This window comes from Mycobacterium sp. NGS34, assembly GCF_059812845.1.
The window spans coordinates 58,736-83,349 of sequence record NZ_JCALDM010000003.1 but is presented as its reverse complement, the minus strand read 5'-3'; the positions used below and the strand labels follow the sequence as shown (position 1 = coordinate 83,349).

The following is a 24,614-nucleotide window of genomic DNA, read 5'->3' as shown; positions in this document are numbered from 1 at the left end:
ATGATGCCTCAGGACGATGGCTACGCCGATTCCGCAGCCCCGGTGGTTTCCAGGACGACGCTCGCGACCAACTTCGGGTCGTCGATGAATGCGTTGTGCCCGGTGTCGGGAAGGTCGGCCCACCTTGCGCCTGGCAGACGTTGGCGGGCAATGCGGCCGTATCGCTTCGCAGGGACGAAACGGTCGTGCTCGGCCCAAGCGAGGGTAATGGGGCAGGGCAGCGGATCGAGGGGCGCAATCTCCTCGGGCGCAACCTCATTCATGATCACGCAGCCCAGTGGATCCTCGAAAAACAGTTGGTACGCACGGTCGGGGCTGAGTCGTTCGCCGTGATAAATGAAGTTGCGCAAGGTGATTCGCCGACCCAACGCCGTTTTGAGGAGCAGGGGAGCGATCGGAGATGTTACGCGAAACGCTATGCCGCCAAGGCGGATCATCCTGGTCACCCGTGCTGCAGAACCGTCGTTCAGCGACCAGAAACCTGCGGGCGAGATTGCGCAGACGCTGGCGGCCCGCCCGCGACGGGCCAACTCGATGGCGGCCGCACCCCCGCCGGAATTGCCGACGATGTGCGGTCGGTCCAAGCCGTTGTCGTCAAGCCACTGCTCGGCATCGTCGTATAGGTCGGTGATGGTTGCGGGCCTGCGTTGCGGTGCGCGGCCACCCCGGTGGCCGGTGCCAGTCGGCGTGTACACCTCGTGATGGTCTGACAGCAACGGTCGTAAGTCGTCCCAGATGCGGCCCGAGCTGGTGAACGGGTGCAGTAGTACCAGCGGTGGTTTTTGGCCCGTCACCGCGCCAGTGTGACACCCAGGGGTGCTCCGATGCGGGGAAACGAGCCGCGTAACCAATCCCATGAGATGGCACATCTAGGTTCATGGTGGCGACCCGGCCCCCGCTGCGCAGGCGACCGCGGCGACCTGCGCGTTTAATCCGGTGGCCCCGCGCCGCCGTACCATGGCCCCGTGACTTCGATGGTGGCCCGAGATGTTTCGGGGGCGCGCACCTACCAGGTGCGCACCTACGGCTGCCAGATGAACGTCCACGACTCCGAGCGGCTGGCGGGCCTGCTGGAAGCCGCCGGCTACCGGCGGGCGGCCGACGGTGCCGACGCCGACGTGGTGGTCTTCAACACCTGCGCCGTGCGGGAGAACGCCGACAACAAGCTGTACGGCAACTTGAGCCACCTGGCCCCGCGCAAGCGCGGCAACCCCGACATGCAGATCGCCGTCGGGGGCTGCCTGGCCCAAAAGGACCGCGACGCGCTGCTGCGCAAGGCGCCGTGGGTCGACGTCGTCTTCGGCACGCACAACATCGGGTCGCTGCCCACGCTGCTCGACCGCGCCCGCCACAACAAGGTGGCGCAGGTGGAGATCGCCGAGTCGCTGCAGCAGTTCCCGTCGTCGCTGCCGAGCGCCCGCGAATCCGCCTACGCCGCTTGGGTTTCCATCTCCGTCGGATGCAACAACACCTGCACCTTCTGCATCGTGCCGTCGCTGCGCGGCAAGGAGGTCGACCGCGGCCCGGCCGACATCCTCGCCGAGGTGCAGTCGCTGGTGGACGACGGCGTGCTCGAAATCACCCTGCTGGGCCAGAACGTCAACGCCTACGGCGTCTCCTTCGCCGACCCGGCGCTGCCCCGCGATCGCGGCGCCTTCGCCGAGTTGCTGCGCGCCTGCGGGCGAATCGACGGGCTGGAGCGCGTGCGGTTCACCTCGCCGCACCCGGCCGAGTTCACCGACGACGTCATCGAGGCCATGGCGCAGACACCCAACGTCTGCCCGGCCCTGCACATGCCGCTGCAGTCGGGATCCGACCGGGTGCTGCGCGCGATGCGCCGCTCCTACCGCGCCGATCGCTACCTGGGCATCATCGAACGCGTGCGGGCGGCCATGCCCCACGCCGCGATCACCACGGACCTGATCGTCGGGTTTCCCGGCGAGACCGAAGAGGACTTCGCCGCCACCCTCGACGTCGTGCGCCAGGCCCGCTTCGCGGCGGCGTTCACCTTCCAGTACTCCAAGCGGCCCGGCACTCCCGCCGCCGAGTTCGACGGGCAGCTGCCGAAAGCCGTTGTGCAGGAACGCTACGAGCGGCTGGTCGAGGTGCAGGAGCAGATTTCGCTGGAGGGCAACCGCGCGCTGATCGGGCGGACCGTCGAGTTGCTGGTCGCCACCGGCGAAGGGCGCAAGGACGCGCGCACGGCGCGCATGACCGGACGCGCGCGCGACGGCCGCCTGGTGCACTTCGCGTCGAACGATCAGGTCCGCCCCGGCGACATCGTCACCGCGGAAGTCACCGGGGCCGCGCCGCACCACCTGCTCGCCGACGCCGGCGTCCTGGGCCACCGCCGCACCCGGGCCGGCGACGCCCACGCCGCCGGCCGGCGCCCGCGCACGATCGGCCTGGGCATGCCGGCCGTCGGCCCCGCCCCCGAACCGCTCGAACCCCTGGGATGCACCCGATGAAGAAAGAACACACCGACCTCGACGCGCTGCGGACCGAAATCGACGCGGCCGAACGCCGGGTTGCTGGCGAGATCGAGCCCGGCCCAAGGGCTTTGGTGGTCGCGATCCTGGTCTTCGTGCTGCTGGGCTCGTTCATCCTGCCGCACACCGGGCACGTGCGCGGTTGGGACGTGCTGTTCTCCAGCCACGGCGCCGGCGCCGCCGCGGTGGCCCTGCCGTCGCGCGTGTTCGCCTGGCTGGTGCTGGTGTTCGGCGTGGGCTTTTCGATGCTGGCGCTGATGACGCGGCGCTGGGCGCTGGCGTGGGTCGCGCTGGCGGGCTCGGCGATCGCGTGCGGCGCGGGCCTGCTGGCCATCTGGTCGCGCCAGACCGTCACCGCCGGGCATCCCGGCCCGGGTGTGGGGCTGATCGTCGCGTGGATCACCGTGATGGTGTTGACGTTTCACTGGGCCCGGTTGGTCTGGGCGCGCACAATCGTGCACCTGGCCGCCGAGGAGCAGCGGCGCCGGGTCGGCGCCGAGCAGCAGTCGATGACCCTGCTGGACACCCTCGACAAAGCCGACGACCCCGACACCGGGACGCCGCCGAAGCCCGCGGGCTAGGACCGGCGCGTCAGCGCCTCGGCGGCCGCGTCGGCCCACTGCCGCCACTGCTCGGCGTTGGCCCTGGCCTCGTCGGCCTCCTTGGTCCGGCCGGCCGCCGCGGCCTTCTGGGCCTGCTGCTCGTACTGCTCGGCGCGGGTGCGGAACTGCTCGGCGCGGGCCTGCGCCTGCGGGTCGGACCAATCCGCGTCGCCGGCGTCGCGCACCTTCTTCTCGACCGCGCGCAGGCGGCGCTCCAGCTCCGCGGAGCGTTCCCGCGGCACCTTTCCGATGGCGTCCCACTTGTCGGCGATGGACCGCAGCGCCGCCCGGGCAGCGTCAACGTTGCCGGTGTCGATCTTTTCCGCCTCGGCCAGCAGCGCCTCCTTGGCGGTGGCGTTGGCGCGAAACTCGGCGTCCTTTTCCGCCGCCGCGGCGTTGCGGGCGGTGAAGAAGGTGTCCTGGGCCGCCTTGAAGCGCCGCCACAGGGCATCGTCGACTTCCCGGGTTGCCCGCCCGGCCGCCTTCCACTCGGTGAGCAGCTTGCGGAACTCGGCGCTGGTGGCGGTCCAGTCCGTCGAATCGGAGAGCTCCTCGGCGCGCTCGCATAGCCGCTCCTTGGACTGCCGGACGCCCGACCGCTCCCGGTCCAGCTCGGCGAAATGGGATCCGCGCCGCCGGTTGAAGGTGTCCCGCGCGGCCGAATAGCGCTTCCACAGCGCGTCGTCCACCTTGCGGTCCAGGCCGGTGATGGTCTTCCACTCGTCGAGGATGGTGCGCAGCCGGTCGCCGGCGGCCTTCCACTGCGTCGCGTTGGCGGCCAGGTCCTCGGCCTCGGCGGCCAGGGCCTCCTTGCGGGCGGTCTGCGCGGCCCGGTGCTCCTCGCGCTTCGAGCGGCCCTCGGCGATGGCGACCTCGGCGTGCTCGACGAGGGCGGCCAACCGCGCCGCGAGCCCGTCGACGTCGCCCAGGACGCTCGCGGTCGGCAACGTCTCGGAGAGCTCGGACGCGTGCGCCCTGATCTTGCGGGCGTCCCCGCTGCCCGACGTCAGCCGCTCCTCCATCAGGGTGACCTCGGTGGCCAGGTCGTCGAAGCGCCGGCCGAAGTGGGCGAAGGCCGCCTCGCGGTCGCCGGCCTGCCAGGAGCCGACGATGCGCTCGCCGGTCGCGCTGACGAGCCAGACGGTGCCGTCGTCGTCGACGCGCCCGAACCGGTGCGGATCGCTGGCCGGATGAACGGCCACCGGGGTGGGTCGCGGCCCGGCGCTCACGGGCCGCGGCCCTGGGCGCGGACCCGGGCGTGGCACCGGCCTGGGTGAGGCGTTGCTGCCGGGCTCGTCGGACGTCATGCGCTCGTCACCAACCCTTCTGCAACCTTCGCGCGGTGGTGTCCCGCGCGCCTGCCGCGCGTGGCGGCTCCCTGACGCTTTGACCGTTTCCAACAGTATTCAAGCAGCTTGGCGGGCGAAGCGCGCCTACTGTTTTGGCGTCGCCCGGCCGTCGCCCGCGTCGGCTAGCTTCGCAAGTGCCGCCGCGGGCCCGCGCACCGCCCCTCGGGCGATGGCGCGCACTCGGGGTAACGGTTCGATTCCACCGGCGCTGCGGCCATTTGGCGGCGGCGGCCGGACCGGTACGGTGACACAGGCCGATCTCGTTGTCGCGATGGCCGAAGCGCGAATTTTCCCGGGGGTTTTCCGCAGGTGCCGCGCGGTGCAACGGCGGATCGCCGGGGTTCGTTGGGGTCGTGACCCCGGCGCGCCCCACTACAGTGGTCGTTGAACTGTTAGGGAACGGCACGTGTACATACAGCTTTCGGGCGGAACGCTGGTGAGGGGTCCCCATGACGAAAGTTGACGTCGCCGCGCTGATCGCCCTGTGCGCCGCGCTGGCCTCGGCGGTGGGCGATGTGATCCGGCAGCGGTCCGCGCACGAGATCACCGACAAGGAAGTCGGCCACCTCGAGCTGTTCCGCATGTCATTGCGCGACAAGCGGTGGTGGCTCGGCGGCATGGCCGCGATCACCAACTACAGCCTGCAGGCCGGCGCGCTGGCCTGGGGGTCGGTGGTCCTCGTGACGTCGCTGCAGGTGACCGCACTGCTGTTCGCGCTGCCGATCTACGCGCGCCTGACCAAGCAGCGCGTGACCCGCTGGGAGTGGGTCTGGGCGGTGGTGCTGGCCGCGGCGCTGGCGGTGGTGATCATCGTCGGCGACCCGACGGCCGGGCGGGAGCGCGCGCCGCTGTCGACCTGGATCATCGTGGCCGCGGTGCTGGGCCCCCTGTTGGTGGGGTGCGTGCTGGGGGCGCGGGTCTGGAGGGGACGTCCGGTCGCGGCGGTGCTGCTGGCGCTGGTAGCGGGTTCGTCGTTGGCGCTGTTCGCGGTGCTGACCAAGGGAGTCGTCGAGGTGGCCGAGAGGGGCCCCGGCGCGGTGCTGACCGCGCCGGAGTTCTATCCGTGGCTGGCAACCGCCCTGTGCGGAATGGTGTTTCAGCAGTCCGCCTTCCGCGCGGGCGCGCTGACGGCGTCGTTGCCGACGATGACGGTGTGTAAACCCGTCGTTGCCGGCGTGCTCGGGGTCACGGTGCTCGAAGAGACGCTCCACGATCAGGGCCCCGCCGCGTTCGTGCTGGTGTCGGCGGTGGCGTTGGTGATCATCGCGACGGTCGCACTGGCGCGCGGGGAGGCCGCCTCGATCGTGGCGGAGGCCGGGCTGGACGTCGTGGAGGCGCGAGAGGCGTTGGCCGCGCACGATGTCCCCCCGGTTCCACCGCCAACGGCGGAGAGCAGCCCGACGATCACGTAACACCTCGTTAGTGTGGTGGCGTGCTGAGCGCCATCGCGATCGTTCCCGCTGCGCCGGTGCTCGTCCCCGAGCTGGCCGGGGCGGCCGCCGCCGAGGTGGCCGACCTGACCGCGGCGGCGCTGGCCGCGGCCGCCTTGCTGCCACCCCGCTGGGTGGCGATCGGAACCGGTCGGGCCGACGAGGTCATCGGCCCGGACTCCGGCGGCACCTTCGCCGGCTTTGGCGTGGACGTGCCGGTGCGGCTGTCCCCGCAGGCGCGCCGGCCCGCCGATCTGCCCGTGTGCGCCTTGCTGGCCGGTTGGGTGCGCGGCCAGGCCCGGCCCGACGCCGGCGCGCAGGTCCGCGTTTACCGGGGCGACCACGACGCCGACACCGCGCTGGCCCTCGGCGCGCAACTGCGCGCCGAGATCGACCGGGACCCCGATCCCGTCGGCGTGCTGGTGGTGGCCGACGGCGCGAACACGCTGACACCGGCCGCCCCCGGCGGTCATCACCCGGAGGATGCCGACGCGCAACTGACCCTGGACGACGCGCTGGCCAACGGCGACGCCGCCGCGCTGGCCGGGCTGCCGCCGCAAATCCTCGGGCGGGTCGCCTTCGGAGTGCTGGCCGGCCTGAGCGGGGCGGGGCCGCGGTCGGCCAAGGAGCTCTACCGGGGTGCGCCCTACGGCGTGGGTTACTTCGCCGGCTTCTGGCAGCCATGAATCGACCGCTCGCGATCCTCGGGCCCACCGGGACCGGCAAGTCGCAGCTGGGCTTGGACGTCGCCGAGCGGGTCGGCGGCGAGATCGTGAACGCCGACGCCATGCAGCTGTACCGCGGCATGGACATCGGCACCGCCAAGCTGCCCATCGAGGAGCGCCGCGGCATTCCCCATCATCAGCTCGACGTCCTGCACGTCACTAAGACCGCGACCGTCGCCCGCTATCAGCGCGACGCCGCCGCGGACATCGAGGCGATCGCCGCCCGCGGGGCGGTGCCGGTGATCGTCGGCGGCTCGATGCTCTACCTGCAATCCCTGCTCGACGACTGGTCGTTCCCGGCGACGGATCCCGAGGTGCGGGCCCGGTGGGAGCGGCGTCTCGCCGAGGTCGGCGTGGGGGAGCTGCACGCCGAGCTGGCCCGCCGCGACCCGGCGGCGGCCGCGTCGATCCTGCCGACCGACGGCCGGCGAACCGTGCGCGCCCTGGAGGTCGTCGAGCTGACCGGGCGGCCCTTCGCCGCTTCCGCGCCGCGCATCGGCACCCCGCGCTGGGACACCGTCATCATCGGATTGGATTGCGACACAACGCTTCTGGATGAGAGATTGGCCCGCCGCACTGACGCGATGTTCGAGCAGGGCCTGGTCGACGAGGTCCGCGGCCTGCTGGGCGACGGCCTGCGCGACGGGGTGACCGCCTCGCGCGCCCTCGGCTACGCCCAGGTGCTGGCGGCGCTCGACGCCGGCGGCTCGGAAGATCGGCTGCGCGACGCGCGCGAGCAGACGTTCGTGGGCACCCGGCGCTACGTGCGACGGCAGCGGTCGTGGTTCCGGCGGGACCACCGGGTGCGCTGGCTGGACGCCGCGGACCGCCAAGCCCTCGTCGACGCAGCGCTGCGCGCTTGGCGGCACGTATCCTGAACTGGGTGATCCGCGCCGACGACGATGATGCGGCGTAGCCGGGTCGGTGGGGGTACCGCCCGCTTGCGGGGGAGAATGGCGCACATGATCTTCGCCAAGGGCCACGGCACGCAGAACGACTTCGTGCTGCTGCCCGACCTCGACGCCGGGCTGACGCTGTCCGCCGCCCGGGTGGCCGCGCTGTGCGACCGGCGCCGCGGGCTGGGCGCCGACGGGGTACTGCGCATCACCACCGCGGGCGCCGCCAGGGCGGCCGGCGTGCTCGAGCGCCTGCCCGACGGCGTCGCCGCCGGCGACTGGTACATGGACTACCGCAACGCCGACGGCTCGACCGCGCAGATGTGCGGCAACGGGGTGCGGGTGTTCGCGCACTACCTGCGCGCCGCCGGCCTGGAATCCCGCGACGAGTTCGTCGTCGGGTCGCTGGCCGGCGCGCGCCTGGTCACGATGCATCACGCCGGCGACACCGAGGCCGACGTGACCGTCGACATGGGCAAGGCCAACCGGCTGGGCGCCGGCGAGGCCGTCATCGGCGGCAGGCGGTTCGCCGGCCTGGCGGTCGACGTCGGCAACCCGCACCTGGCCTGCGTCGACCCACAGCTCGACGCCGACGCGCTGGCGGCCCTCGACGTCGGCGCGCCGGTGCAGTTCGACCCTGCCCAGTTCCCCGACGGGGTCAACGTCGAGGTCCTCACCGCGCCGGTCGGGGGACTGGTCCAGATGCGCGTCCACGAGCGCGGGGTGGGCGAGACCCGCTCGTGCGGCACCGGAACGGTCGCGGCCGCCGTCGCCGCGCTGGCCGACGGCGGCGCCGACACCGGGACGCTCACCGTGCGCGTGCCCGGCGGCGACGTCGTCGTCACCGTCACCGACGCCACCAGCTACTTGCGCGGACCGTCGGTGCTGGTGGCCCGCGGCGAGATCAGCGAGGAATGGTGGCGCGCCCAGGGCCGTTAAATCAGGTGCGCCGCACCGATTTAGCGGGCACTATTGCTAATTGCCTATGACGAATCCCGAAACTCCCTTTCACGATCAGCCGGATCCCGAGCCCAGTGCGGGCGAACTCGCCCTCGAAGACCGATCGGCGCTGCGCCGGGTCGCGGGGCTGTCCACCGAACTCGCCGACGTTTCCGAGGTCGAGTACCGGCAGCTGCGCCTGGAGCGCGTCGTGCTGGTCGGCGTGTGGACCGAGGGCAGCGCCGCCGACAACCAGGCCAGCATGGCCGAGCTGGCGGCCCTGGCCGAGACCGCCGGCTCGCAGGTGCTCGAGGGCCTGATCCAGCGCCGCGATCGGCCCGACCCGTCGACCTACATCGGGTCCGGCAAGGCCGCCGAGCTGCGCGAGGTGGTCCTGGCGACCGGCGCCGACACCGTCATCTGCGACGGCGAGCTGTCCCCGGCTCAGCTGACCGCGCTGGAAAAGGCCGTCAAGGTCAAGGTCATCGACCGCACCGCGCTGATCCTGGACATCTTCGCCCAGCACGCCACCAGCCGGGAGGGCAAGGCCCAGGTGTCGCTGGCCCAGATGGAGTACATGCTGCCCCGGCTGCGCGGCTGGGGTGAGTCGATGTCGCGGCAGGCCGGCGGCCGCGCCGGCGGCAGCGGCGGCGGCGTGGGCCTGCGCGGTCCCGGTGAGACCAAGATCGAGACCGACCGCCGCCGCATCCGCGAACGGATGAGCAAGCTGCGCCGCGAGATCAAGGACATGAAGCAGGCCCGCGACACCCAGCGCAGCCGCCGGCTGGCGAGCGACGTCCCGTCGATCGCCATCGTCGGATACACCAACGCCGGCAAATCCAGCCTGCTCAACGCGCTGACCGGGGCCGGGGTGCTGGTGCAGGACGCGCTGTTCGCCACCCTGGAGCCCACCACCCGGCGCGCGGAGTTGGCCGACGGGCGGCCCGCGGTGCTCACCGACACCGTCGGCTTCGTGCGGCACCTGCCCACCCAGCTGGTCGAGGCGTTCCGCTCCACCCTGGAGGAGGTCGTCGACGCCGACCTGCTGGTGCACGTGGTGGACGGCTCCGACGTCAACCCGATCGCCCAGATCAACGCGGTCCGGCAGGTGATCACTGAAGTCGTCGCCGACCATCACGGCGACCCGCCGCCCGAGCTCTTGGTGGTCAACAAGGTGGACGCCGCGAGCGACCTGACGCTGGCCAAGCTTCGGCACACGCTGCCCGGGGCGGTGTTCGTGTCCGCGCACACCGGCGAGGGCATCGACGACCTGCGGCAGCGGATGACCGAACTCGCGGCCCCCACCGACACCGCCGTCGACGTGGTGATCCCGTACGACCGCGGCGATCTGGTCGCCCGGCTGCACGCCGGCGGGCGCGTCCAGCAGGAGGAGCACAACGCCGACGGCACCCGGATCCGCGCCCGCGTTCCCGTCGCGCTGGCCGCCAGCCTCCGCGAGTTCTCCGCCGACTAGCGCCGCGACCCCCGCCGAGCGCCGACCAACCGGCTGGTTGGTATATCTTGGCGACAGAGTCCCATTCGCCCGGAGGTCAGCGGAGGTCATCCATGGGCAGTGCCATCAAGTACGAGCGCACCCTTTTCGAGCCCGAGCACGAATTGTTCCGCGAGTCCTACCGCGGCTTTCTCGATCGCCACGTGGCCCCCCACCACGAGGAATGGGAGAAGGCGAAGATCGTCGACCGGGGCGTCTGGTTAGAGGCCGGCAAGCAGGGCTTCCTGGGGATGGCCGTGCCCGAGGAATACGGCGGCGGCGGCAACCCCGACTTCCGCTACAACACGATCATCACCGAGGAAACCACCCTCGGCCGCTACAGCGGGATCGGCTTCGGGCTGCACAACGACATCATCGCGCCGTACCTGCTGAAGCTGGCCAACGAGGAGCAGAAGCAGCGCTGGCTGCCCAAGTTCTGCACCGGGGAAATAATCACGGCGATCGCGATGACCGAGCCGGGAACCGGCAGCGACCTGCAGGGCATCAAGACCCGCGCGGTCAAGCAGGGCGACCACTACGTGCTGAACGGGTCAAAGACGTTCATTACCAACGGAATCAACTCCGATTTGGTGATCGTGGTCGCCCAGACCGACCCCGAGAAGGGCGCGCAGGGCTTCAGCCTGCTGGTCGTCGAGCGCGGCATGGAGGGCTTCGAACGGGGCCGCCACCTGGACAAGATCGGCCTCGACGCGCAGGACACCGCCGAGCTGTCGTTCAGCGACGTCAAGGTGCCGGCCGAGAACCTGCTCGGCGAGGAGGGGATGGGGTTCATCTACCTCATGCAGAACCTGCCGCAGGAACGTATCAACATCGCGGTCATGGCAGCCGCGGCGATGGAAGGCGTGCTGGAGCAGACGCTGCAATACACCAAGGAGCGCAAGGCCTTTGGCAAGCCCATCGGCAGCTTCCAGAACAGCCGGTTCCTGCTCGCCGAGCTGGCCACCGAGGCCACGGTGGTGCGCATCATGGTCGACGAATTCGTCCGCCTGCACCTGGACGGGAAGCTGACGGCCGAACAGGCCGCGATGGCCAAGTGGTACTCCACCGAAAAGCAGGTGCACCTGATCGACCGCTGCCTGCAGCTGCACGGCGGCTACGGCTACATGCGCGAATATCCGGTCGCGCGAGCCTATCTCGACGCCCGGGTGCAGACGATCTACGGCGGCACGACCGAGATCATGAAGGAGATCATCGGCCGCAGCCTCGGCGTCTGAGCAATCCGGTTGCCGCGCAAGGACTACAGGTGGGGGCGCTGGGATGCCCCGACGAGGAATGGCTCAATTGGTCTATTGGCCGGGTAGATTGACCCCCAGCTAATGGGCTGACGTACCGTCGGCACATGTGTTTCTCGTATACCGAGTGCGTAGTCACACATCGCCACGCGGGCGATCCCGGCGCCGGAAGCCGTGGTCGGTCGCGGTACGGGCATGGTCTCGCAACATTTCGACATCGGCGCGGTCTCCGTTTTCGTAATTTTCGTAATTTGTCTTCGCATTTCTCCCCGGCAAGGGCAAAGTTATGCGAGCCCGGCGATAATGCGGCTCGCAACGGCTGGGAGGCTTGGTGAACGGGCAGAGAGGTCGAATGCGCAAGCTGATCGGGCGCGCGCTGGTCGGCGTGGCGACCACCGTGATGGCGGCCGCACTGCTGGCCCCCGCCGCTTCGGCGTCCCCGATCGGCGACGCGGAGGCCGCCATGATGGCCGCCTGGGAGAAGGCCGGCGGCGACACCTCACCGCTGGGCCCCCGCAAGGGCGACGTGTACCCCGCCGCCGACGGCTTCGCGCTGGACTTCGACGGCGGCAAGATGTTCTACACCACCGACACCGGCGCCAAGTTCGTCTACGGGCCCATCCTGGACAAATATGAGTCGCTCGGCGGCCCGGCCGGCAGCGATCTGGGATTCCCCACCATCAACGAGGTGCCCGGCCTGGCCGGACCGGACAGCCGCGTGGCCACCTTCTCCGCCAGCGACAAGCCGGTGATCTTCTGGACGTCCGACCACGGCGCGTTCGTGGTGCGCGGCGCGCTGAACGCCGCCTGGGACAAGCTCGGCAGCTCCGGCGGCGTGCTCGGGGCACCGGTCGGCGACGAAACCTACGCCGGCGAGGTCACCTCCCAGAAGTTCAGCGGCGGCGAGATCTCCTGGAACCGGAAGTCCAAGGAGTTCAGCACCAACCCGGCGGCGCTGGCCGACCAGCTCAAGGGCCTGCAGGTAGCCATCGATCCCAACGCGGCCATCAACATGGCCTGGCGCGCGGCCGGCGGCGCCGGCGGCCCGCTGGGCGCCAAGCAAGGCGGGTCGTATCCCATCGGCGGCGACGGGGTCGCCCAGAACTTCGCCGGCGGCAAGGTGTTCTTCAACCCGGCCACCGGCGCGAACGCTCTCGAGACCGACATCCTCGCCAAGTACGAGTCGCTGGGCGGCCCGGCCGGCAGCGACCTCGGTTTCCCCACCGCCAACGAGGCCGACGGCGGCATCGGGCCGTCCAGCCGGATCGCCACGTTCGCCGCGGCCGATCGGCCGGTGATCTTCTGGACCTCCGACCACGGCGCGTTCGTCGTGCGCGGCGCGATGAAGGCCGCGTGGGACAAGCTGCGCGGGCCGAGCGGCAAGCTGGGCGCCCCGGTCGGCGACCAGGCCGTGGACGGCGACGTGATTTCGCAGCAGTTCACCGGCGGCAAGATCTCCTGGAACCGGGCGAAGAACTCCTTCAGCACCGACCCGTCCAACCTGGCGCCCTTGCTGTCCGGCCTGCAGGTGTCCGGGCAGAACCAGCCGAGCACCGTGGCGACGCCCTCGCACGCCAAGAAGTTCACCTGGCAGTGGTGGTGGCTGCTCGCCGCGATCCCCGTGCTGGTGCTGATCCTGCTGGCGGTGTTGCTGGCCTTCGCCTGGCGCCGGCGCCGGCGGCGGCGTCGCGCCGGCGACACCGCAACCTACGAGCCCGAGCGCGACCTGCTCGCCGCCGGCTACGAGGCCCCCGCCGACGGGCACTGGGGCCACGGCGACGCCGAGGTTTCCCCCGACTACGCCCCGCTCGGCGCGGAGTCACCCGAGCACGACCCGCCCGACGATGCCGGGCCGGCGCCGCGCGTCAGTTGGACCCGTGGGGCCGACGCCGGGGCCATCGGGGAGGACGAGGACCCCGACGCGGTGGACACCGATTCCATTCCGCTCGTCTCGGGAGCCGCGCTGGCGGAGGCCGGCTACGACGACGTCCCCGAGGCGGAGGCCGGCTACCCCGAAGTCGCCGGCGAGGACGAATACCCGGGCACCGAATACGTCACCGGCTACGAGGACGACGAGTACGCCGACCCCGGCTACCCGGACGTCGCGGTTCCGCGCACCCCTCCCGAGGCCGCGTACATCGGCGACGTGCCGGTCGCCGGGGAACCGGACACCGACTATCTGGAGGCCGAACCCGAGGATGTCGACGCCGCCACCGCCGCGGCGGCCCTAGCCGCCGGCGGGGGGGCCCGGGCCGGGCGCCACCACGCCGAGACCGACGAGGAAGAGCCGTCGGAATCGGCCCCCGACGCGGCCGCCGGGGAGCCGGTCGCACCGGCCGCCGGCGGGCGTCCGACGATCCACCTGCCGCTGGACGATCCCTACCAGGCGCCGGACGGTTATCCGATCAAGGCCAGCGCCCGCTCCGGGCTCTATTACACCCCGGGCAGCGCGCTCTACCACGACACGCTGGCCGAAATCTGGTTGGCCAGTGAGGAAGTCGCGCAGGCGAACGGCTTCATCAAGGCCGACTGAGCCGGCCGCTAGACCTTGCGGATCACCGTGACGACCTTGCCGAGCACGGTCGCGTCGTTGCCCGGTATCGGGTCGTATGCGGGGTTGTGCGGCATCAGCCACACCTGACCGCCCGCGCGCTTGAACGTCTTGACGGTGGCCTCGCCGTCGATCATGGCGGCGACGATGTCGCCGTTGTCGGCGACGTGCTGCTGGCGCACCACCACCCAGTCGCCGTCGCAGATCGCGGCCTCGACCATCGAGTCGCCCACGACCTTGAGCAGGAACAGCGTGCCCTCGCCGACCAGCTCGCGGGGCAGCGGGAAGACGTCCTCGACGGCCTCCTCGGCGAGGATCGGCCCGCCGGCCGCGATGCGCCCGAGCACCGGGACGTAACTGGGTTCCGGCAGCGAGTCCGAGCCGGCGACGTCGGTGACGGGCGCCGCCTCGGTGGCCTCCTCGCTGCCGCGCACGTCCACGGCCCGCGGCCGGTTCGGGTCGCGGCGCAGGTAGCCCTTGCGCTCCAGGGTGCGCAGTTGGTGGGCCACCGACGACGTCGACGTCAGGCCGACGGCATCGCCGATTTCCCTGATGCTCGGCGGGTAACCGCGGCTGGTGACCGACTCGCGGATGACGTTCAGGATGGTGCGCTGCCGTTCGGTCAGCGAAGAATCAACGGATGAGCCGATCGAGGGAGTGTCGTTGCTGTCGCTCATGCACCGAATGTAGCGGGAGGGCGGCCAAGAATCAAACATGTGTTCGACTGGCGTGTCGCCGTGGGTCCAAAGACCCTTAGGGCCGGGGAGTCAAGGCCCTATAGCTGCGGAATCACATGCGTGTAACTTTTCCGCAGAACGGGTACCTGTGCTGCATGTCAGAGGTCGCGCAGCCGAACTTGTCGGTGGTGCGGTCTAACGTTTTGCTTGCTCGACACGCTTCGCTCAAATGTTCGGACATCGAACACACGAGCGATATAGTCGAACACACGAGCGAGAACAACCTGACCGGAGGAACGCAAGATGACAATCACCTACACCGTCTCGCCGCGTACCAGCAGCGTTCGGCACCCGGTCAACGGGCCGGTGCCGGTGCTTCGTCCCGGCCGCCACGGCCTGGCCCGTTCTCGCCGGCCCGGCCCCTGTCGGCCGGCGGGCGCGCCGCTGCGCTACCACGGCACCGGCGTCGCGATGTCGGTCGCCCCGCACCGGCGGCGTCCCGTCACGCTGGCGACGACGCTGGGGCTGGCGCTGGTCGCCGGGGTCATTACCCTGTGGCTGGGCCTGGTCGCCAACTTCGGGCAGGCGGTCAACGGCGGTTCCGCGGGATCGGCCGCCGCGGTGCCTGATCGGTTGGCCGTCGTGCGGGTTGAGCCCGGCGAGTCCCTGCAGGACGTCGCCCACCGGGTGGCGCCCGACGCGCCGGCCCGCCAGGTCGCCGATCGCATCCGCGAGCTCAACGACCTGAACTCGCCGGCGCTGGCCGCAGGCCAGACGCTGATCGCGCCGGTCGGCTGAGCCCGCCAAGCGGGTACGCTCTTCAGTGTTCTGCGGGCCCGCAGGTGAGCACGGCGAAGGAGCGGTCATGCACTGTCCGTTCTGCCGCCACCCGGATTCCCGGGTGATCGACTCGCGGGAAACCGATGAAGGCCAGGCGATCCGGCGCCGCCGGTCCTGCCCCGAATGTGGGCGGCGCTTCACCACCGTCGAGACGGCGGTGTTGGCCGTGGTCAAACGCAGCGGCGTCACCGAGCCCTTCAGCAGGGAGAAGGTCATCAGCGGCGTGCGGCGGGCCTGCCAGGGCCGCCAGGTCGACGACGACGCGCTGAATCTGCTTGCCCAGCAAGTGGAAGACGCGGTGCGCGCCGCCGGGTCGCCCGAGGTGCCCAGCCACGAGGTCGGCCTGGCCATCCTCGGCCCGCTGCGCGACCTCGACGAGGTGGCCTACCTGCGGTTCGCCTCGGTGTACCGGTCGTTTTCGTCCGCCGAGGACTTCGAGCGCGAGATCGAGGCGCTGCGCGCGCACCGCAACGCGCCGACGGATCCGGAGCCGGCCACTCGCTAGGCTGGCGATCATGCCGCCCGACTTGCATCCCGATCTGGAGGCGCTGGCACCGCTGCTGGGGACATGGGCCGGCCGCGGCTCAGGCTTCTACCCGACGATCCAGCCGTTCGAGTACGTCGAGGAAGTCGTCTTCGGCCATGTCGGCAAGCCGTTCCTGACCTACTCGCAAAAGACCAAAGCGGTCGCCGACGGCCGGCCCCTGCACGGCGAAACCGGATATTTTCGCGTGCCCCGCCCGGGCGCCGTCGAGCTGATCGTCGCCCACCCGAACGGCATCACCGAGATCGAGACCGGCACGTACACGCTGGCCGGCGGCCGCATCGACATGGAGCTGTCGAGCACCGCGATCGGGCTGGCGCCGAGCGCCAAAGAGGTTACCGCCCTTGGCCGTTCGCTGCGCATCGACGGCGACGAGCTGTCCTACACGCTGCGCATGGGCGGCGTCGGGCAGCCCCTGCAGGACCACCTCGTGGCCGTGCTGCACCGCCAGCCCTGAACTCAATCGACCTGTCGGACACCGTCGTTGACGACGCGCCCGGCCACCCCGACCCAGCCCTCGGCGTTCCACGTCGTTTCGAGGACCGAACCCTGGCCCTGGGTGATGCGCAGGTCGCGGCTGAGGTAGTCGGTGAGCCGCATCGCCGCCGAGCCGGTCGCCTCGTCCTCCGGCACGCCGAGGTTCGCGAAGAATCCCCGGGTGCGCAAAGCGCCGGCGGGCCGATCGACCCAGGCCCACAGGTAGTGCGCGGTGTCGTCCGGAAAGTCCGCGGGGTCGGCGGCGAGAACGTCGTCGGCCGAATCGAATTCGTGGATGGCCACTTCCGGCGCCCATTCCGAGCGGGCGCTGACGCCGATCACGTCGTCGCGGCGGCTGACCTGCACGAGGCCGGCCGGCACCTGCAGCGTCTTGATCGGCCAGCCGTTGTCGTGCAGCCACCACGCCGCGCCGACGGTCGGGTGCCCGGCGAACGGCAGCTCGGCGCGCGGCGTGAAGATCCGCATGTGCGCGGTGGCCGCGCCGGCGGCCGGCAGATCGATGAATACCGTTTCGGCGTAGCCCAATTGGGTCGCCAGCCGCTGCCGGTCCGCCGGTGCCACCCGCGCGGCGTCGACGATGCCGAGCCGATTACCGAAATTCCCGTCGGGGTCGGTGAAGACGCGCAACACCGTCACGTCGATGCCCATGTCCCGACTGTACGGCCCGGGTCAAAGAGTTTTTCAGGTGGCGCTGCGCTCGTCGGAGCCCATGGCGTTCAGGACGGCGACGCGGGTGTCGGCCGGGCCGGTGACTGTGTTCGCGCCGCCCCCGGTGCGGAGCAACTGGCGAAGGGCGCCCTGGTCGTATTGGGAGGGCTGGGTGGTGTCGATGAAGCGCTCGACGACATCGATGAAGCGCGCCGGGTCGTCGTGGAACGGGAAGTGGCCCGAGCCCTCGAAGATCTCGAGCCGGGAGCCGGGCATCGCCGCGTGCGCCATCCAGGCGTGCCGGACGGGGACCACGACATCCTTGGTGCCCCAGACGATCTGCACCGGGATGGACTCGGTCAAATAACACCGGTCCAGCATCGTCACGATCTGCCCGCGCCAGTCCACCACCGCCCGCAGGGTGCGGCTGAACGCCGCCGAGGCCGTGGGCTCCGGCAGGTCGTCGAGGATGCGCAGCACGTTGGGCAGGTCGTGGCCCAGCGCGGTCGACCCGATCGCCAGCCCGGCCAGCTTGCCCGCCAGCTGGACCGCCGGCAGCACGAGGGGCAACCGCAGCAGTGCCAGCGCCTCGCTGCCCATCGGCAACGACGCCAGCCGGAAGACGACGTTGACGTCCTTGGTGACGCCGCCTGCGGCGACCAGGATCAGCCGGTCGACCAAATGCGGGAACTGGTAGGCGAATTGCATGGCCACCCCGCCGCCCAGCGAATGGCCGATGATCGTCACCCGCTCGATGTCGAGCACGGACAGGAGGTCCCGCATCCCGTTCGCGTAGGCGGCCGCCGAGTAGTCGGCGCGCGGTTTGTCGGATTTGCCGTGACCCAGCAGGTCGGGGGCGATGACCGTGAATCGCTGGGCGAGCTTGGCCTGCACCGTGTTCCAGGTGGTGGAGTTGTCGCCGATGCCGTGGAGCAGCAAGATCGCCGGCCCGGAACCGGCGATCCGGTAGGCCCGCCGGTAGCCGTGAATGGTGCGGAACTCGAGGGTGGGCGCGGTGACTTCACGCACTGGGCGAAGATTGCTCTTGCGCTTCCGCTCGGTCATCTCCGCCAACCTTGGTGTCGGCCCGGGCTATGGGCGTTTGAAAAACGTCACGCCTGGTCGTCGTCGTCGACCTTCTTCTCTGCCTGCTGGGCAAGGAATCGCTCGAACTCGGCGCCAAGCTCGTCGCCGCTAGGCAGGTCCCCGTCCTGAGTTAGTAACGACCTGTTCTCCTGAGCGTCGATGAAGGCATCGTACTGGCGCTCGAGCGCAGCCACCACTTGAGCCACCTCCGCGCTCGCCTGCACCTGCTCGTCGATCTTGGCGCGAATCTCCGCCGCGGCCTCGGTCAACGCCGACAGCGGCAGCTCCAGCGATCCGCTCTTGGCCACCTGCTCGAGCAGCGCCTGCGCGGCGGCCGGGTAGTCGGTCTGCGTCAGGTAGTGCGGGACGTGCACGGTGAAGCCGACGACCTCGTGACCGTGCTGGGCCATCCGGTATTCCAGCAGGTTGGACGCGCTGCCGGGGACCTGGATCTCGGAGATCCAGGGCTGGAAGTCGGCGATCAGTTCCTTGTCGTTGGAGTGCGCCGTCATCGTGATCGGGCGGGTGTGGGGGACCGCCATCGGGACGGTGCCCAGGCCGATGGTGCGCCGCACCCCCAGCCGCTCGGCCAGCAGCCGCACCGCGGTGATGAAACGCTCCCACTTCAGGTCCGGTTCCATGCCGGCCAGCAGCAGAAACGGAGTGCCGACGCTGTCACGCAGGGCGTACAGGCTCAGCTCGGGGTCGTCGTAGTTGGTGAAGTGATCGGTCTTGAACGTCATCAGCGGCCGCCGCGAGCGGTAGTCCAGCAATTCGTCGATCGCGAACGACGCGACCAGCTCGGTGTCCAGCGCGGCCTTCAGGTGGGTGGCGGCCAGCCGGATCGCGTGGCCGGCGTCGGAGAAGCCCTCCAAGGCGTGCACCAAAACCGGGCCGCGGCCGTCGGCCGCCGACAACTGGGGCGCCGGGAACTCCAGCTCGTACATGCCGGACTGTCCTGGCGGGTCGTGCTTGTCGCCCTGGTTTTGATCGTGGGCCATCGGGGTTTCCTCCTTTCGGGGGTTGCTCCAGGATGCCCTGACCAGTGTCCCCCGAATCAGCGGGCACCAACAATGGAACAGCTAACACCCTGCAGTCTTCACCGCGGAAACGCGCCGAACCGCCAACCTGATCCGCATGTCGGCCAGCAAACGCGGCGGCGCGCGGGGAGGGGATGTGGTCTGCTCGCGGCCCCGTGGTCAGGCATGATGGACACGAAATGCGGATACGGACGGTGCTGCTGTTCTCGGGGGTCGGCCTGCTGACGTTGCTGACGTCGTGCACCCGGCCCGCCGAGCCTGCGGCGCGCCCGGTGGTGTCCGTTCCGGTGGCCACCGGGCCGCTCGTGCAGCGGCTCAGCCAGCCCCAGCAGAAGGCGGTCGCGGGTCCCGTCGACCCGGACCGGCGCGTCGGCGCGATCTTCATCAACGACGGCCCCCTGCACGTCTGCACGGGTTCTGTAATCCATTCGGCCACCGGCAATCTGATGATCACCGCCGCGCACTGCCTGGCAGGTGCGGCGAAGATGACCTTCGTTCCCGGTCTCGCCGGTGACGCCGCGCCCCCTCCCGCCGATGTGTGGAAGGCCGACGCCGTCTACCTCGACCCGCGCTGGATCGCCGGGAAGGATCCGCACGCGGACTACGCGATCGCTCGGGTCAGCAACGACGCCGGCGCCTCGGTCGAGTCGTACGTCGGGCTGGCGCTGACGCTGGGCGTCGCGCCGCCCCCGGGCAGCCATGTCACCGTGCTCGGGTATGCGGCCGGGGTGGGCGGCTCGCCGATCGGCTGCCAGGCCAGCACGTCGCTCAACGACAGCGGGTTTCCGTCGCTGGCGTGCGAGGGCCTGGTGGACGGCACCAGCGGCGCGCCGTGGGTGAGCGGAACCACGCTCACCGGCCTGATCGGCGGTTTCGAGCGCGGCGGGTGCGCGGCGAACGTGTCGTACTCGGCGCCGTTCGACGCCCAAACCGCGCAATTGCTGGCCCGCGCCGAGGCCGGCGGTCCCGGCGACCGGGTGCCGGGCGACCTCGACGACAGCTGTTAGATCAGCGGCGGAACTGCGACAGCGCCCGCATCTTGTTGGTCACGTCCAGCGCGGCCACCTTGTAGGCCTCCGAGAACGTCGGATAGTTGAACACCGCGTCGACCAAGTAGTCGACCGTTCCGCCGCAGCCCATCACGGCCTGCCCGATGTGCACCATCTCGGTGGCGCTGGTGCCGAAGATGTGCACCCCGAGCAGCTTGCGGTCGTCGGTCGACACCAGCAGCTTGAGCATGCCGTAGGAGTCGCCGGCGATCTGGCCGCGGGCCAGCTCCTTGTACCGCGCCACCCCCACCTCGTAGGGGATCGAGTTCTTGGTCAGCTCCACCTCGGTGGACCCGACGTAGGAGATCTCGGGGATCGAGTAGATGCCGATGGGCTGCAGGTCGGTGATGCCGTCGCACGCTTCGCCGAACGCGTGGTAGGCGGCCAGCCGGCCCTGCTCCATCGAGGTCGCGGCCAGGGCGGGGAACCCGATTACGTCGCCCACGGCGTAGATGTGCTCGACCTTGGTCCGGAACTTGTCGTCGACCCAGATCCGGCCGCGTCCCTCGACCTCGAGGCCGGCGTTTTGCAGGTCGAGGTGGTCGGTCTGGCCCTGGCGCCCGGCGGAGTACATCACGGTCTCGGCGGGAATCTGCTTGCCGCTGGCCAGCGTGGTAACGGTGCCCGCGGCCCCGACGTCGACGGCGGTGACCTCTTCGCCGAACCGGAACGTCACCGCCAGGTCGCGCAGGTGGAATTTGAGCGCCTCGACCACCTCGGGGTCGCAGAAGTCCAGCATGTCGTCGCGCTTTTCGACGACGGTGACCTTGGTGCCCAGGGCGGCGAACATGGACGCGTACTCGATGCCGATCACGCCGGCGCCGACGACGACCATCGAGCCAGGCAGCGTCTTGAGATCGAGGATCCCGTCGGAGTCGAGCACCCGGTCCTCGTCGAACTCGACGCCGGACGGCCGCGCCGGCCGGGTGCCGGTGGCGATGACGATGTATTCGCCGGTGACCGTGGTCGTCTCGCGCCGGCCCGGGTCTTCCACGACGACGGTGTGCGGGTCGACGAAGCGGCCGTGACCGATCAGCAGGTCGATCCGGTTGCGCATCAACTGGTTGCGCACCACATCGACTTCCTTGCCGATCACGTGCTGCGTCCGCGCCAGCAGGTCGGCCGGGGTGATCCGGTCCTTGACGCGGTAGCTGGCCCCGTAGAGCTCGCGCTGGTTCATCCCGGTGAGGTAAAGCACCGCCTCGCGCAACGTCTTTGACGGGATCGTGCCCGTGTTGACGCAGACACCGCCAAGCATTCGGCCGCGCTCGATGATGGCGACGGATTTGCCTAGCTTGGCCGAGGCGATGGCGGCCTTCTGGCCGCCCGGTCCCGAACCGATGACGACGATGTCGTACTCCTGCATCGAACCCATGGCATAGACGATAAGGCCCACAGTCCAGACTTTCTCCACAGACGAGCGGCGCGATCCCGTTGCGCGGGCACGGCGTGACGGTGCCGGCGGTCAGCGTTGGTGCCCATGACGACGCATCAACCCGATTTCAAGCTCAATCGCCCCGGAGCGCTGATCGCCGCGCTACCGGCCGTTCTCGGCTTCGTTCCGGAGAATTCATTGGTCCTGGTGTCCCTGGAACAGGGCGAACTGGGGTCGGTGATGAGGGTCGACCTCTGTGAGCATCTCGTCGAGCGCGTCGGGCACCTGGCCGAGGTCGCGGGCGCGGCGCGGCCGGAGGCGGCGATTGCGGTGATCGTCGACGCCGACGGCGCGCATTGTCCGAGCTGCAACGAGGAATACCGGCTGTTGTGCGCCGAGCTCGCAGAGGCGTTGGCGCAGCGGGGAATTCAGTTGTACGCCGCGCACGTGGTGGATCGGGTGGCGCGCGGCGGGCGCTGGCATTGCGTGGACGGCTGCGGCGCGGGCGGTCCGGTCGACGACCCGTCGGCGTCGCCGTTGGCCGCGGCGGCGGTGCTGGACGGCCGGCGACTCTACGCCCGGCGCGCCGACTTGCAGGCCGTCATCGCGCTCGACGCGGCGCGCAGCGCCGGGTTGGCCGACGCGCTGCGGCGCCAGGCGGCCAAGCGGGAGGCGGCGCAGCGCGACGATCCCGTGGCTTGCGCCCGCCGGGACGTCCGCCGCGCCATGGCGGTCGCGGGGCGCGTCGCGGCCGGCGACATGCCGTCGCGCGCCCAGCTCGCGGCGTTGGGCTGCGCGCTGAGCGATGTGCAGGTGCGCGACACGCTGTATGCCCTGGCGGTCGGCGAGCGGGCGGACGAGGCCGAGTCGCTGTGGGCGCTGCTGTCGCGCTGCCTGCCCTCGCCCTGGCGGGTCGAGGCGCTGGTGTTGCTCGCGTTCAGCGCGTACGTCCGCGGCGACGGCCCGCTCGCCGGCGTGTCGCTGGAGGCCGCGCTGCGTTGCGATCCCGGCCACCGGATGGCGGGCATGCTGGATCAGGCGTTGCAGTCCGGGATGAAGCCGGGCGACATCCGGGATCTGGCGGCCACGGGCTACCGGCTGGCCAAACAGCTGGGGGTGCGGCTGCCGCCGCGACGGGCGTTCGGGCGCCGGGCGGGCTAGTGGCGGGGCGCCACCATCGGGCTAGGGGCTCAGACCTTCTCGACCTTGACGGCGTGCGCCATCTCGTGCGGCAGGGTGACGTTCTCGTGGCCCGGGATGAGGATGGTGACCCCGCCGCCGGACGGGCTGGTCTCGACGGTGACCCGGGCGTTGGGAACGACGCCGGCGTCCTTGAGGCGGGTGATCAGATCGATGTCGCCCTGGACGTGTTCGGTGAGCTGGCGGACGACCACCGCGACCGGAGATCCGGCGGGCAGCTCGGTCAACCGGACGAGATTGATGCCGTCGGCGCCGGAGTCGGGGCCCACCCCGAGGTCCAGCAGACCCGGAATCGGGTTGCCGAACGGGGAGGTGGTCGGGTTGTTGAGCACCTTCACCAGCCGGCGTTCGACCTCCTCGCTCATCACGTGCTCCCACCGGCATGCCTCGGCGTGCACTTCTTCCCACGGCACCCCGATGACGTCGACGAGCAGTCGTTCGGCGAGGCGGTGCTTGCGCATCACGGAGATGGCGAGCGCGCGGCCCTTGTCGGTGAGCTCCAGATGGCGGTCCCCGGCGACGTGGAGCAAGCCGTCCCGCTCCATGCGGGACACGGTCTGGCTGACGGTCGGCCCGCTTTGTTCGAGGCGTTCGGCGATCCGGGCGCGCAGCGGCGTCACACCCTCTTCCTCCAGGTCGTAGATGGTCCGCAGGTACATCTCGGTGGTATCAACCAGCTCGTTCATCCAGCACCCTCCATTGACGCTGAGTCTACTTGGCCAGCTGCACGAATGGGTCCAACGCCTCTTGCGGATGTCCCCGGCAAGCAGTATGCCCGCCGCTGGCGCGACGGGCATACCGACTTGCTACTAGCTATGGAGGTTGTCAGCTGGCGTACGAGCGAAGCCGATCGGCGCGCTCGCCGTTGCGCAGCTTGGACATCACGTCGCGCTCGATCTGGCGGACCCGCTCGCGGGACAGCCCGAACAGCTTGCCGATCTGGTCCAGCGTGCGCGGCTGGCCGTCGTCCAGGCCGAAGCGCAGCCGGATGACCTGGTGCTCACGCTCGTCGAGAGTGGCCAGCACACTGCGGATGTCGGTGTGCAGCAGCTCGGCGATCACCGCGTTCTCCGCGGACATCGCCTCGGCGTCCTCGATGAAGTCGCCCAGCGGGGCCTCTTCCTCGGAGCCGACGGGCATGTCCAGGCTCACCGGGTCGCGGCTGTGCTCGAGCAGGTCGTTGATCTTCTCGACCGGGATGCCGGACTCGGCGGCGAGCTCCTCGTCGGTGGCTTCGCGGCCCAGGTTCTGGTGCATCTCGCGCTTGATCCGCGCCAGCTTGTTGACCTGCTCGACGAGGTGGACCGGCAGCCGGATGGTGCGGCTCTGGTCGGCCATGCCGCGGGTGATGGCCTGGCGGATCCACCAGGTGGCGTAGGTGGAGAACTTGAATCCCTTTGTGTAGTCGAACTTCTCCATCGCGCGGATCAGACCGAGGTTGCCCTCCTGGATGAGGTCCAGCAGCGGCATCCCCCGACCCGTGTAGCGCTTGGCCAGCGAAACCACCAGGCGCAGGTTCGCTTCCAGCAGGTGGCGGCGCGCCGCCTGGCCATCGCGCGCGACGGCCTCCAGGTCCCGTTTGCGGTTCTCCCCGAGGCGCTTACGCGTTTCCAGCAGATGCTCGGCATACAGGCCGGCCTCGATCCGCTTGGCCAGCTCGACCTCACCCGCCGCGTTCAGCAACGCCGTCTTGCCGATCCCGTTGAGATACACGCGCACCAGGTCCGCTGCGGGGCTTTGAGCATCCAGATCGCCGTCGATCCTGCTTGTGCTGGCGTTCGCCATAGCGACCTCCCGTTCGGCTTTGCACTGTCATGTCGTACAACGATGGATCCGCCGTGGGAGTTCCCGCCCAACCGCGATCTCACACGCCTTGACGTGCACAGATGTGCCGACGACCTGAGAATGTCCTGAGAAGTGCGCCGCGCGGA

23 protein-coding genes are annotated in these 24,614 nt (G+C 70.2%); 14 read left to right on the top strand and 9 right to left on the bottom strand.

Annotated elements, in window-relative coordinates; genetic code table 11:
• Window positions 1-20: 20 nt before the first annotated feature.
• Window positions 21-794, bottom strand: a complete 774-nt coding sequence (locus tag AC5Y7V_RS09270; RefSeq protein WP_499879752.1) for an alpha/beta fold hydrolase — start codon at window positions 792-794, stop codon at window positions 21-23.
• A 180-nt stretch (window positions 795-974) separates the two neighbouring features.
• Here AC5Y7V_RS09270 and miaB point away from each other — a divergent pair, with 180 nt between their 5' ends.
• Both miaB and AC5Y7V_RS09260 read left to right on the top strand, forming a co-directional pair.
• A complete protein-coding gene (gene miaB / locus AC5Y7V_RS09265; protein WP_499880158.1) occupies window positions 975-2,468 on the top strand; it encodes a tRNA (N6-isopentenyl adenosine(37)-C2)-methylthiotransferase MiaB in 1,494 nt (497 codons plus the stop codon).
• Window positions 2,456-3,070 carry an Rv2732c family membrane protein gene (locus tag AC5Y7V_RS09260; RefSeq protein WP_499879751.1) on the top strand — a complete coding sequence of 205 codons (615 nt, stop codon included), beginning with the start codon at window positions 2,456-2,458 and terminating at the stop codon, window positions 3,068-3,070. Before miaB ends, AC5Y7V_RS09260 begins: the two co-directional genes overlap by 13 nt.
• On the opposite strand, the gene AC5Y7V_RS09255 is transcribed toward AC5Y7V_RS09260, so the two are convergent.
• Window positions 3,067-4,398, bottom strand: a complete 1,332-nt coding sequence (locus AC5Y7V_RS09255; protein ID WP_499879750.1) for a DUF349 domain-containing protein — start codon at window positions 4,396-4,398, stop codon at window positions 3,067-3,069. The two genes, AC5Y7V_RS09260 and AC5Y7V_RS09255, sit on opposite strands and share 4 nt — an antisense overlap.
• A 491-nt stretch (window positions 4,399-4,889) precedes the next feature.
• On the opposite strand from AC5Y7V_RS09255, the gene AC5Y7V_RS09250 reads away from it, so the two are divergent.
• The 7 genes from AC5Y7V_RS09250 to AC5Y7V_RS09220 all read left to right on the top strand — a co-directional run bounded on the left by AC5Y7V_RS09250 (window position 4,890) and on the right by AC5Y7V_RS09220 (window position 13,708).
• On the top strand, window positions 4,890-5,852 hold the full coding sequence (locus AC5Y7V_RS09250) for a DMT family transporter (RefSeq protein WP_499879749.1): 963 nt from the start codon (window positions 4,890-4,892) through the stop codon (window positions 5,850-5,852).
• 20 nt (window positions 5,853-5,872) lie between these two features.
• A complete protein-coding gene (locus AC5Y7V_RS09245; protein ID WP_499879748.1) occupies window positions 5,873-6,556 on the top strand; it encodes a class III extradiol ring-cleavage dioxygenase family protein in 684 nt (227 codons plus the stop codon).
• The gene (miaA, locus tag AC5Y7V_RS09240) at window positions 6,553-7,473 is read left to right on the top strand and encodes a tRNA (adenosine(37)-N6)-dimethylallyltransferase MiaA (protein ID WP_499879747.1); all 921 of its coding nucleotides are present in this window, start codon (window positions 6,553-6,555) and stop codon (window positions 7,471-7,473) included. Before AC5Y7V_RS09245 ends, miaA begins: the two co-directional genes overlap by 4 nt.
• Window positions 7,474-7,557: 84 nt before the next feature.
• Window positions 7,558-8,430: a diaminopimelate epimerase gene (gene dapF, locus AC5Y7V_RS09235; RefSeq protein WP_499879746.1), complete on the top strand. Its 873-nt coding sequence runs from the start codon at window positions 7,558-7,560 to the stop codon at window positions 8,428-8,430.
• Between the two features lie 46 nt (window positions 8,431-8,476).
• Complete coding sequence (hflX, locus tag AC5Y7V_RS09230; protein WP_499879745.1) at window positions 8,477-9,904, top strand: GTPase HflX; 1,428 nt, start codon at window positions 8,477-8,479, stop codon at window positions 9,902-9,904.
• A gap of 92 nt (window positions 9,905-9,996) precedes the next feature.
• The gene (locus tag AC5Y7V_RS09225; RefSeq protein WP_499879744.1) at window positions 9,997-11,157 is read left to right on the top strand and encodes an acyl-CoA dehydrogenase family protein; all 1,161 of its coding nucleotides are present in this window, start codon (window positions 9,997-9,999) and stop codon (window positions 11,155-11,157) included.
• A 370-nt stretch (window positions 11,158-11,527) separates the two neighbouring features.
• Entirely contained in the window at window positions 11,528-13,708 is a 2,181-nt protein-coding gene (locus tag AC5Y7V_RS09220; RefSeq protein ID WP_499879743.1) for an LGFP repeat-containing protein, read from the top strand.
• A gap of 8 nt (window positions 13,709-13,716) precedes the next feature.
• On the opposite strand, the gene lexA is transcribed toward AC5Y7V_RS09220, so the two are convergent.
• Window positions 13,717-14,403, bottom strand: a complete 687-nt coding sequence (gene lexA / locus AC5Y7V_RS09215) for a transcriptional repressor LexA (protein WP_499879742.1) — start codon at window positions 14,401-14,403, stop codon at window positions 13,717-13,719.
• A gap of 303 nt (window positions 14,404-14,706) precedes the next feature.
• Between lexA and AC5Y7V_RS09210 the strand changes: the two genes are divergently transcribed.
• The 3 genes from AC5Y7V_RS09210 (at window position 14,707) to AC5Y7V_RS09200 (ending at window position 16,244) form a co-directional block, all read left to right on the top strand.
• The gene (locus AC5Y7V_RS09210) at window positions 14,707-15,201 is read left to right on the top strand and encodes a LysM peptidoglycan-binding domain-containing protein (protein WP_499879741.1); all 495 of its coding nucleotides are present in this window, start codon (window positions 14,707-14,709) and stop codon (window positions 15,199-15,201) included.
• 67 nt (window positions 15,202-15,268) lie between these two features.
• Window positions 15,269-15,748 carry a transcriptional regulator NrdR gene (gene nrdR / locus AC5Y7V_RS09205; RefSeq protein WP_499879740.1) on the top strand — a complete coding sequence of 160 codons (480 nt, stop codon included), beginning with the start codon at window positions 15,269-15,271 and terminating at the stop codon, window positions 15,746-15,748.
• Window positions 15,749-15,758: 10 nt separating this feature from the next.
• A complete protein-coding gene (locus AC5Y7V_RS09200) occupies window positions 15,759-16,244 on the top strand; it encodes a peroxynitrite isomerase (RefSeq protein WP_499879739.1) in 486 nt (161 codons plus the stop codon).
• Window positions 16,245-16,246: 2 nt separating this feature from the next.
• Here AC5Y7V_RS09200 and AC5Y7V_RS09195 read toward each other — a convergent pair whose 3' ends face one another.
• The 3 genes from AC5Y7V_RS09195 to AC5Y7V_RS09185 are packed head-to-tail and all read right to left on the bottom strand — an operon-like array spanning window position 16,247 to window position 19,020.
• Window positions 16,247-16,933 carry a PhzF family phenazine biosynthesis protein gene (locus AC5Y7V_RS09195; RefSeq protein ID WP_499879738.1) on the bottom strand — a complete coding sequence of 229 codons (687 nt, stop codon included), beginning with the start codon at window positions 16,931-16,933 and terminating at the stop codon, window positions 16,247-16,249.
• A gap of 33 nt (window positions 16,934-16,966) precedes the next feature.
• On the bottom strand, window positions 16,967-17,998 hold the full coding sequence (locus AC5Y7V_RS09190) for an alpha/beta fold hydrolase (RefSeq protein WP_499879737.1): 1,032 nt from the start codon (window positions 17,996-17,998) through the stop codon (window positions 16,967-16,969).
• 47 nt (window positions 17,999-18,045) lie between these two features.
• Window positions 18,046-19,020 (bottom strand): proteasome assembly chaperone family protein, encoded by a 975-nt coding sequence (locus AC5Y7V_RS09185; RefSeq protein ID WP_499879736.1) that lies wholly within the window; start codon window positions 19,018-19,020, stop codon window positions 18,046-18,048.
• 218 nt (window positions 19,021-19,238) lie between these two features.
• Between AC5Y7V_RS09185 and AC5Y7V_RS09180 the strand changes: the two genes are divergently transcribed.
• Complete coding sequence (locus AC5Y7V_RS09180) at window positions 19,239-20,066, top strand: trypsin-like serine peptidase (RefSeq protein WP_499879735.1); 828 nt, start codon at window positions 19,239-19,241, stop codon at window positions 20,064-20,066.
• Window position 20,067: 1 nt separating this feature from the next.
• Here the strand turns inward: AC5Y7V_RS09180 and sthA are convergent, their stop codons facing one another.
• Window positions 20,068-21,474, bottom strand: a complete 1,407-nt coding sequence (gene sthA / locus AC5Y7V_RS09175) for a Si-specific NAD(P)(+) transhydrogenase (RefSeq protein WP_499880157.1) — start codon at window positions 21,472-21,474, stop codon at window positions 20,068-20,070.
• Window positions 21,475-21,588: 114 nt separating this feature from the next.
• Between sthA and AC5Y7V_RS09170 the strand changes: the two genes are divergently transcribed.
• Window positions 21,589-22,644 carry a DUF4192 domain-containing protein gene (locus tag AC5Y7V_RS09170; protein ID WP_499879734.1) on the top strand — a complete coding sequence of 352 codons (1,056 nt, stop codon included), beginning with the start codon at window positions 21,589-21,591 and terminating at the stop codon, window positions 22,642-22,644.
• Between the two features lie 29 nt (window positions 22,645-22,673).
• On the opposite strand, the gene AC5Y7V_RS09165 is transcribed toward AC5Y7V_RS09170, so the two are convergent.
• Complete coding sequence (locus AC5Y7V_RS09165; protein WP_068107269.1) at window positions 22,674-23,369, bottom strand: iron-dependent transcriptional repressor DtxR; 696 nt, start codon at window positions 23,367-23,369, stop codon at window positions 22,674-22,676.
• Window positions 23,370-23,508: 139 nt separating this feature from the next.
• Window positions 23,509-24,468 (bottom strand): sigma-70 family RNA polymerase sigma factor SigB, encoded by a 960-nt coding sequence (gene sigB / locus AC5Y7V_RS09160; RefSeq protein WP_067006623.1) that lies wholly within the window; start codon window positions 24,466-24,468, stop codon window positions 23,509-23,511.
• Between the last annotated feature and the right edge of the window lie 146 nt (window positions 24,469-24,614).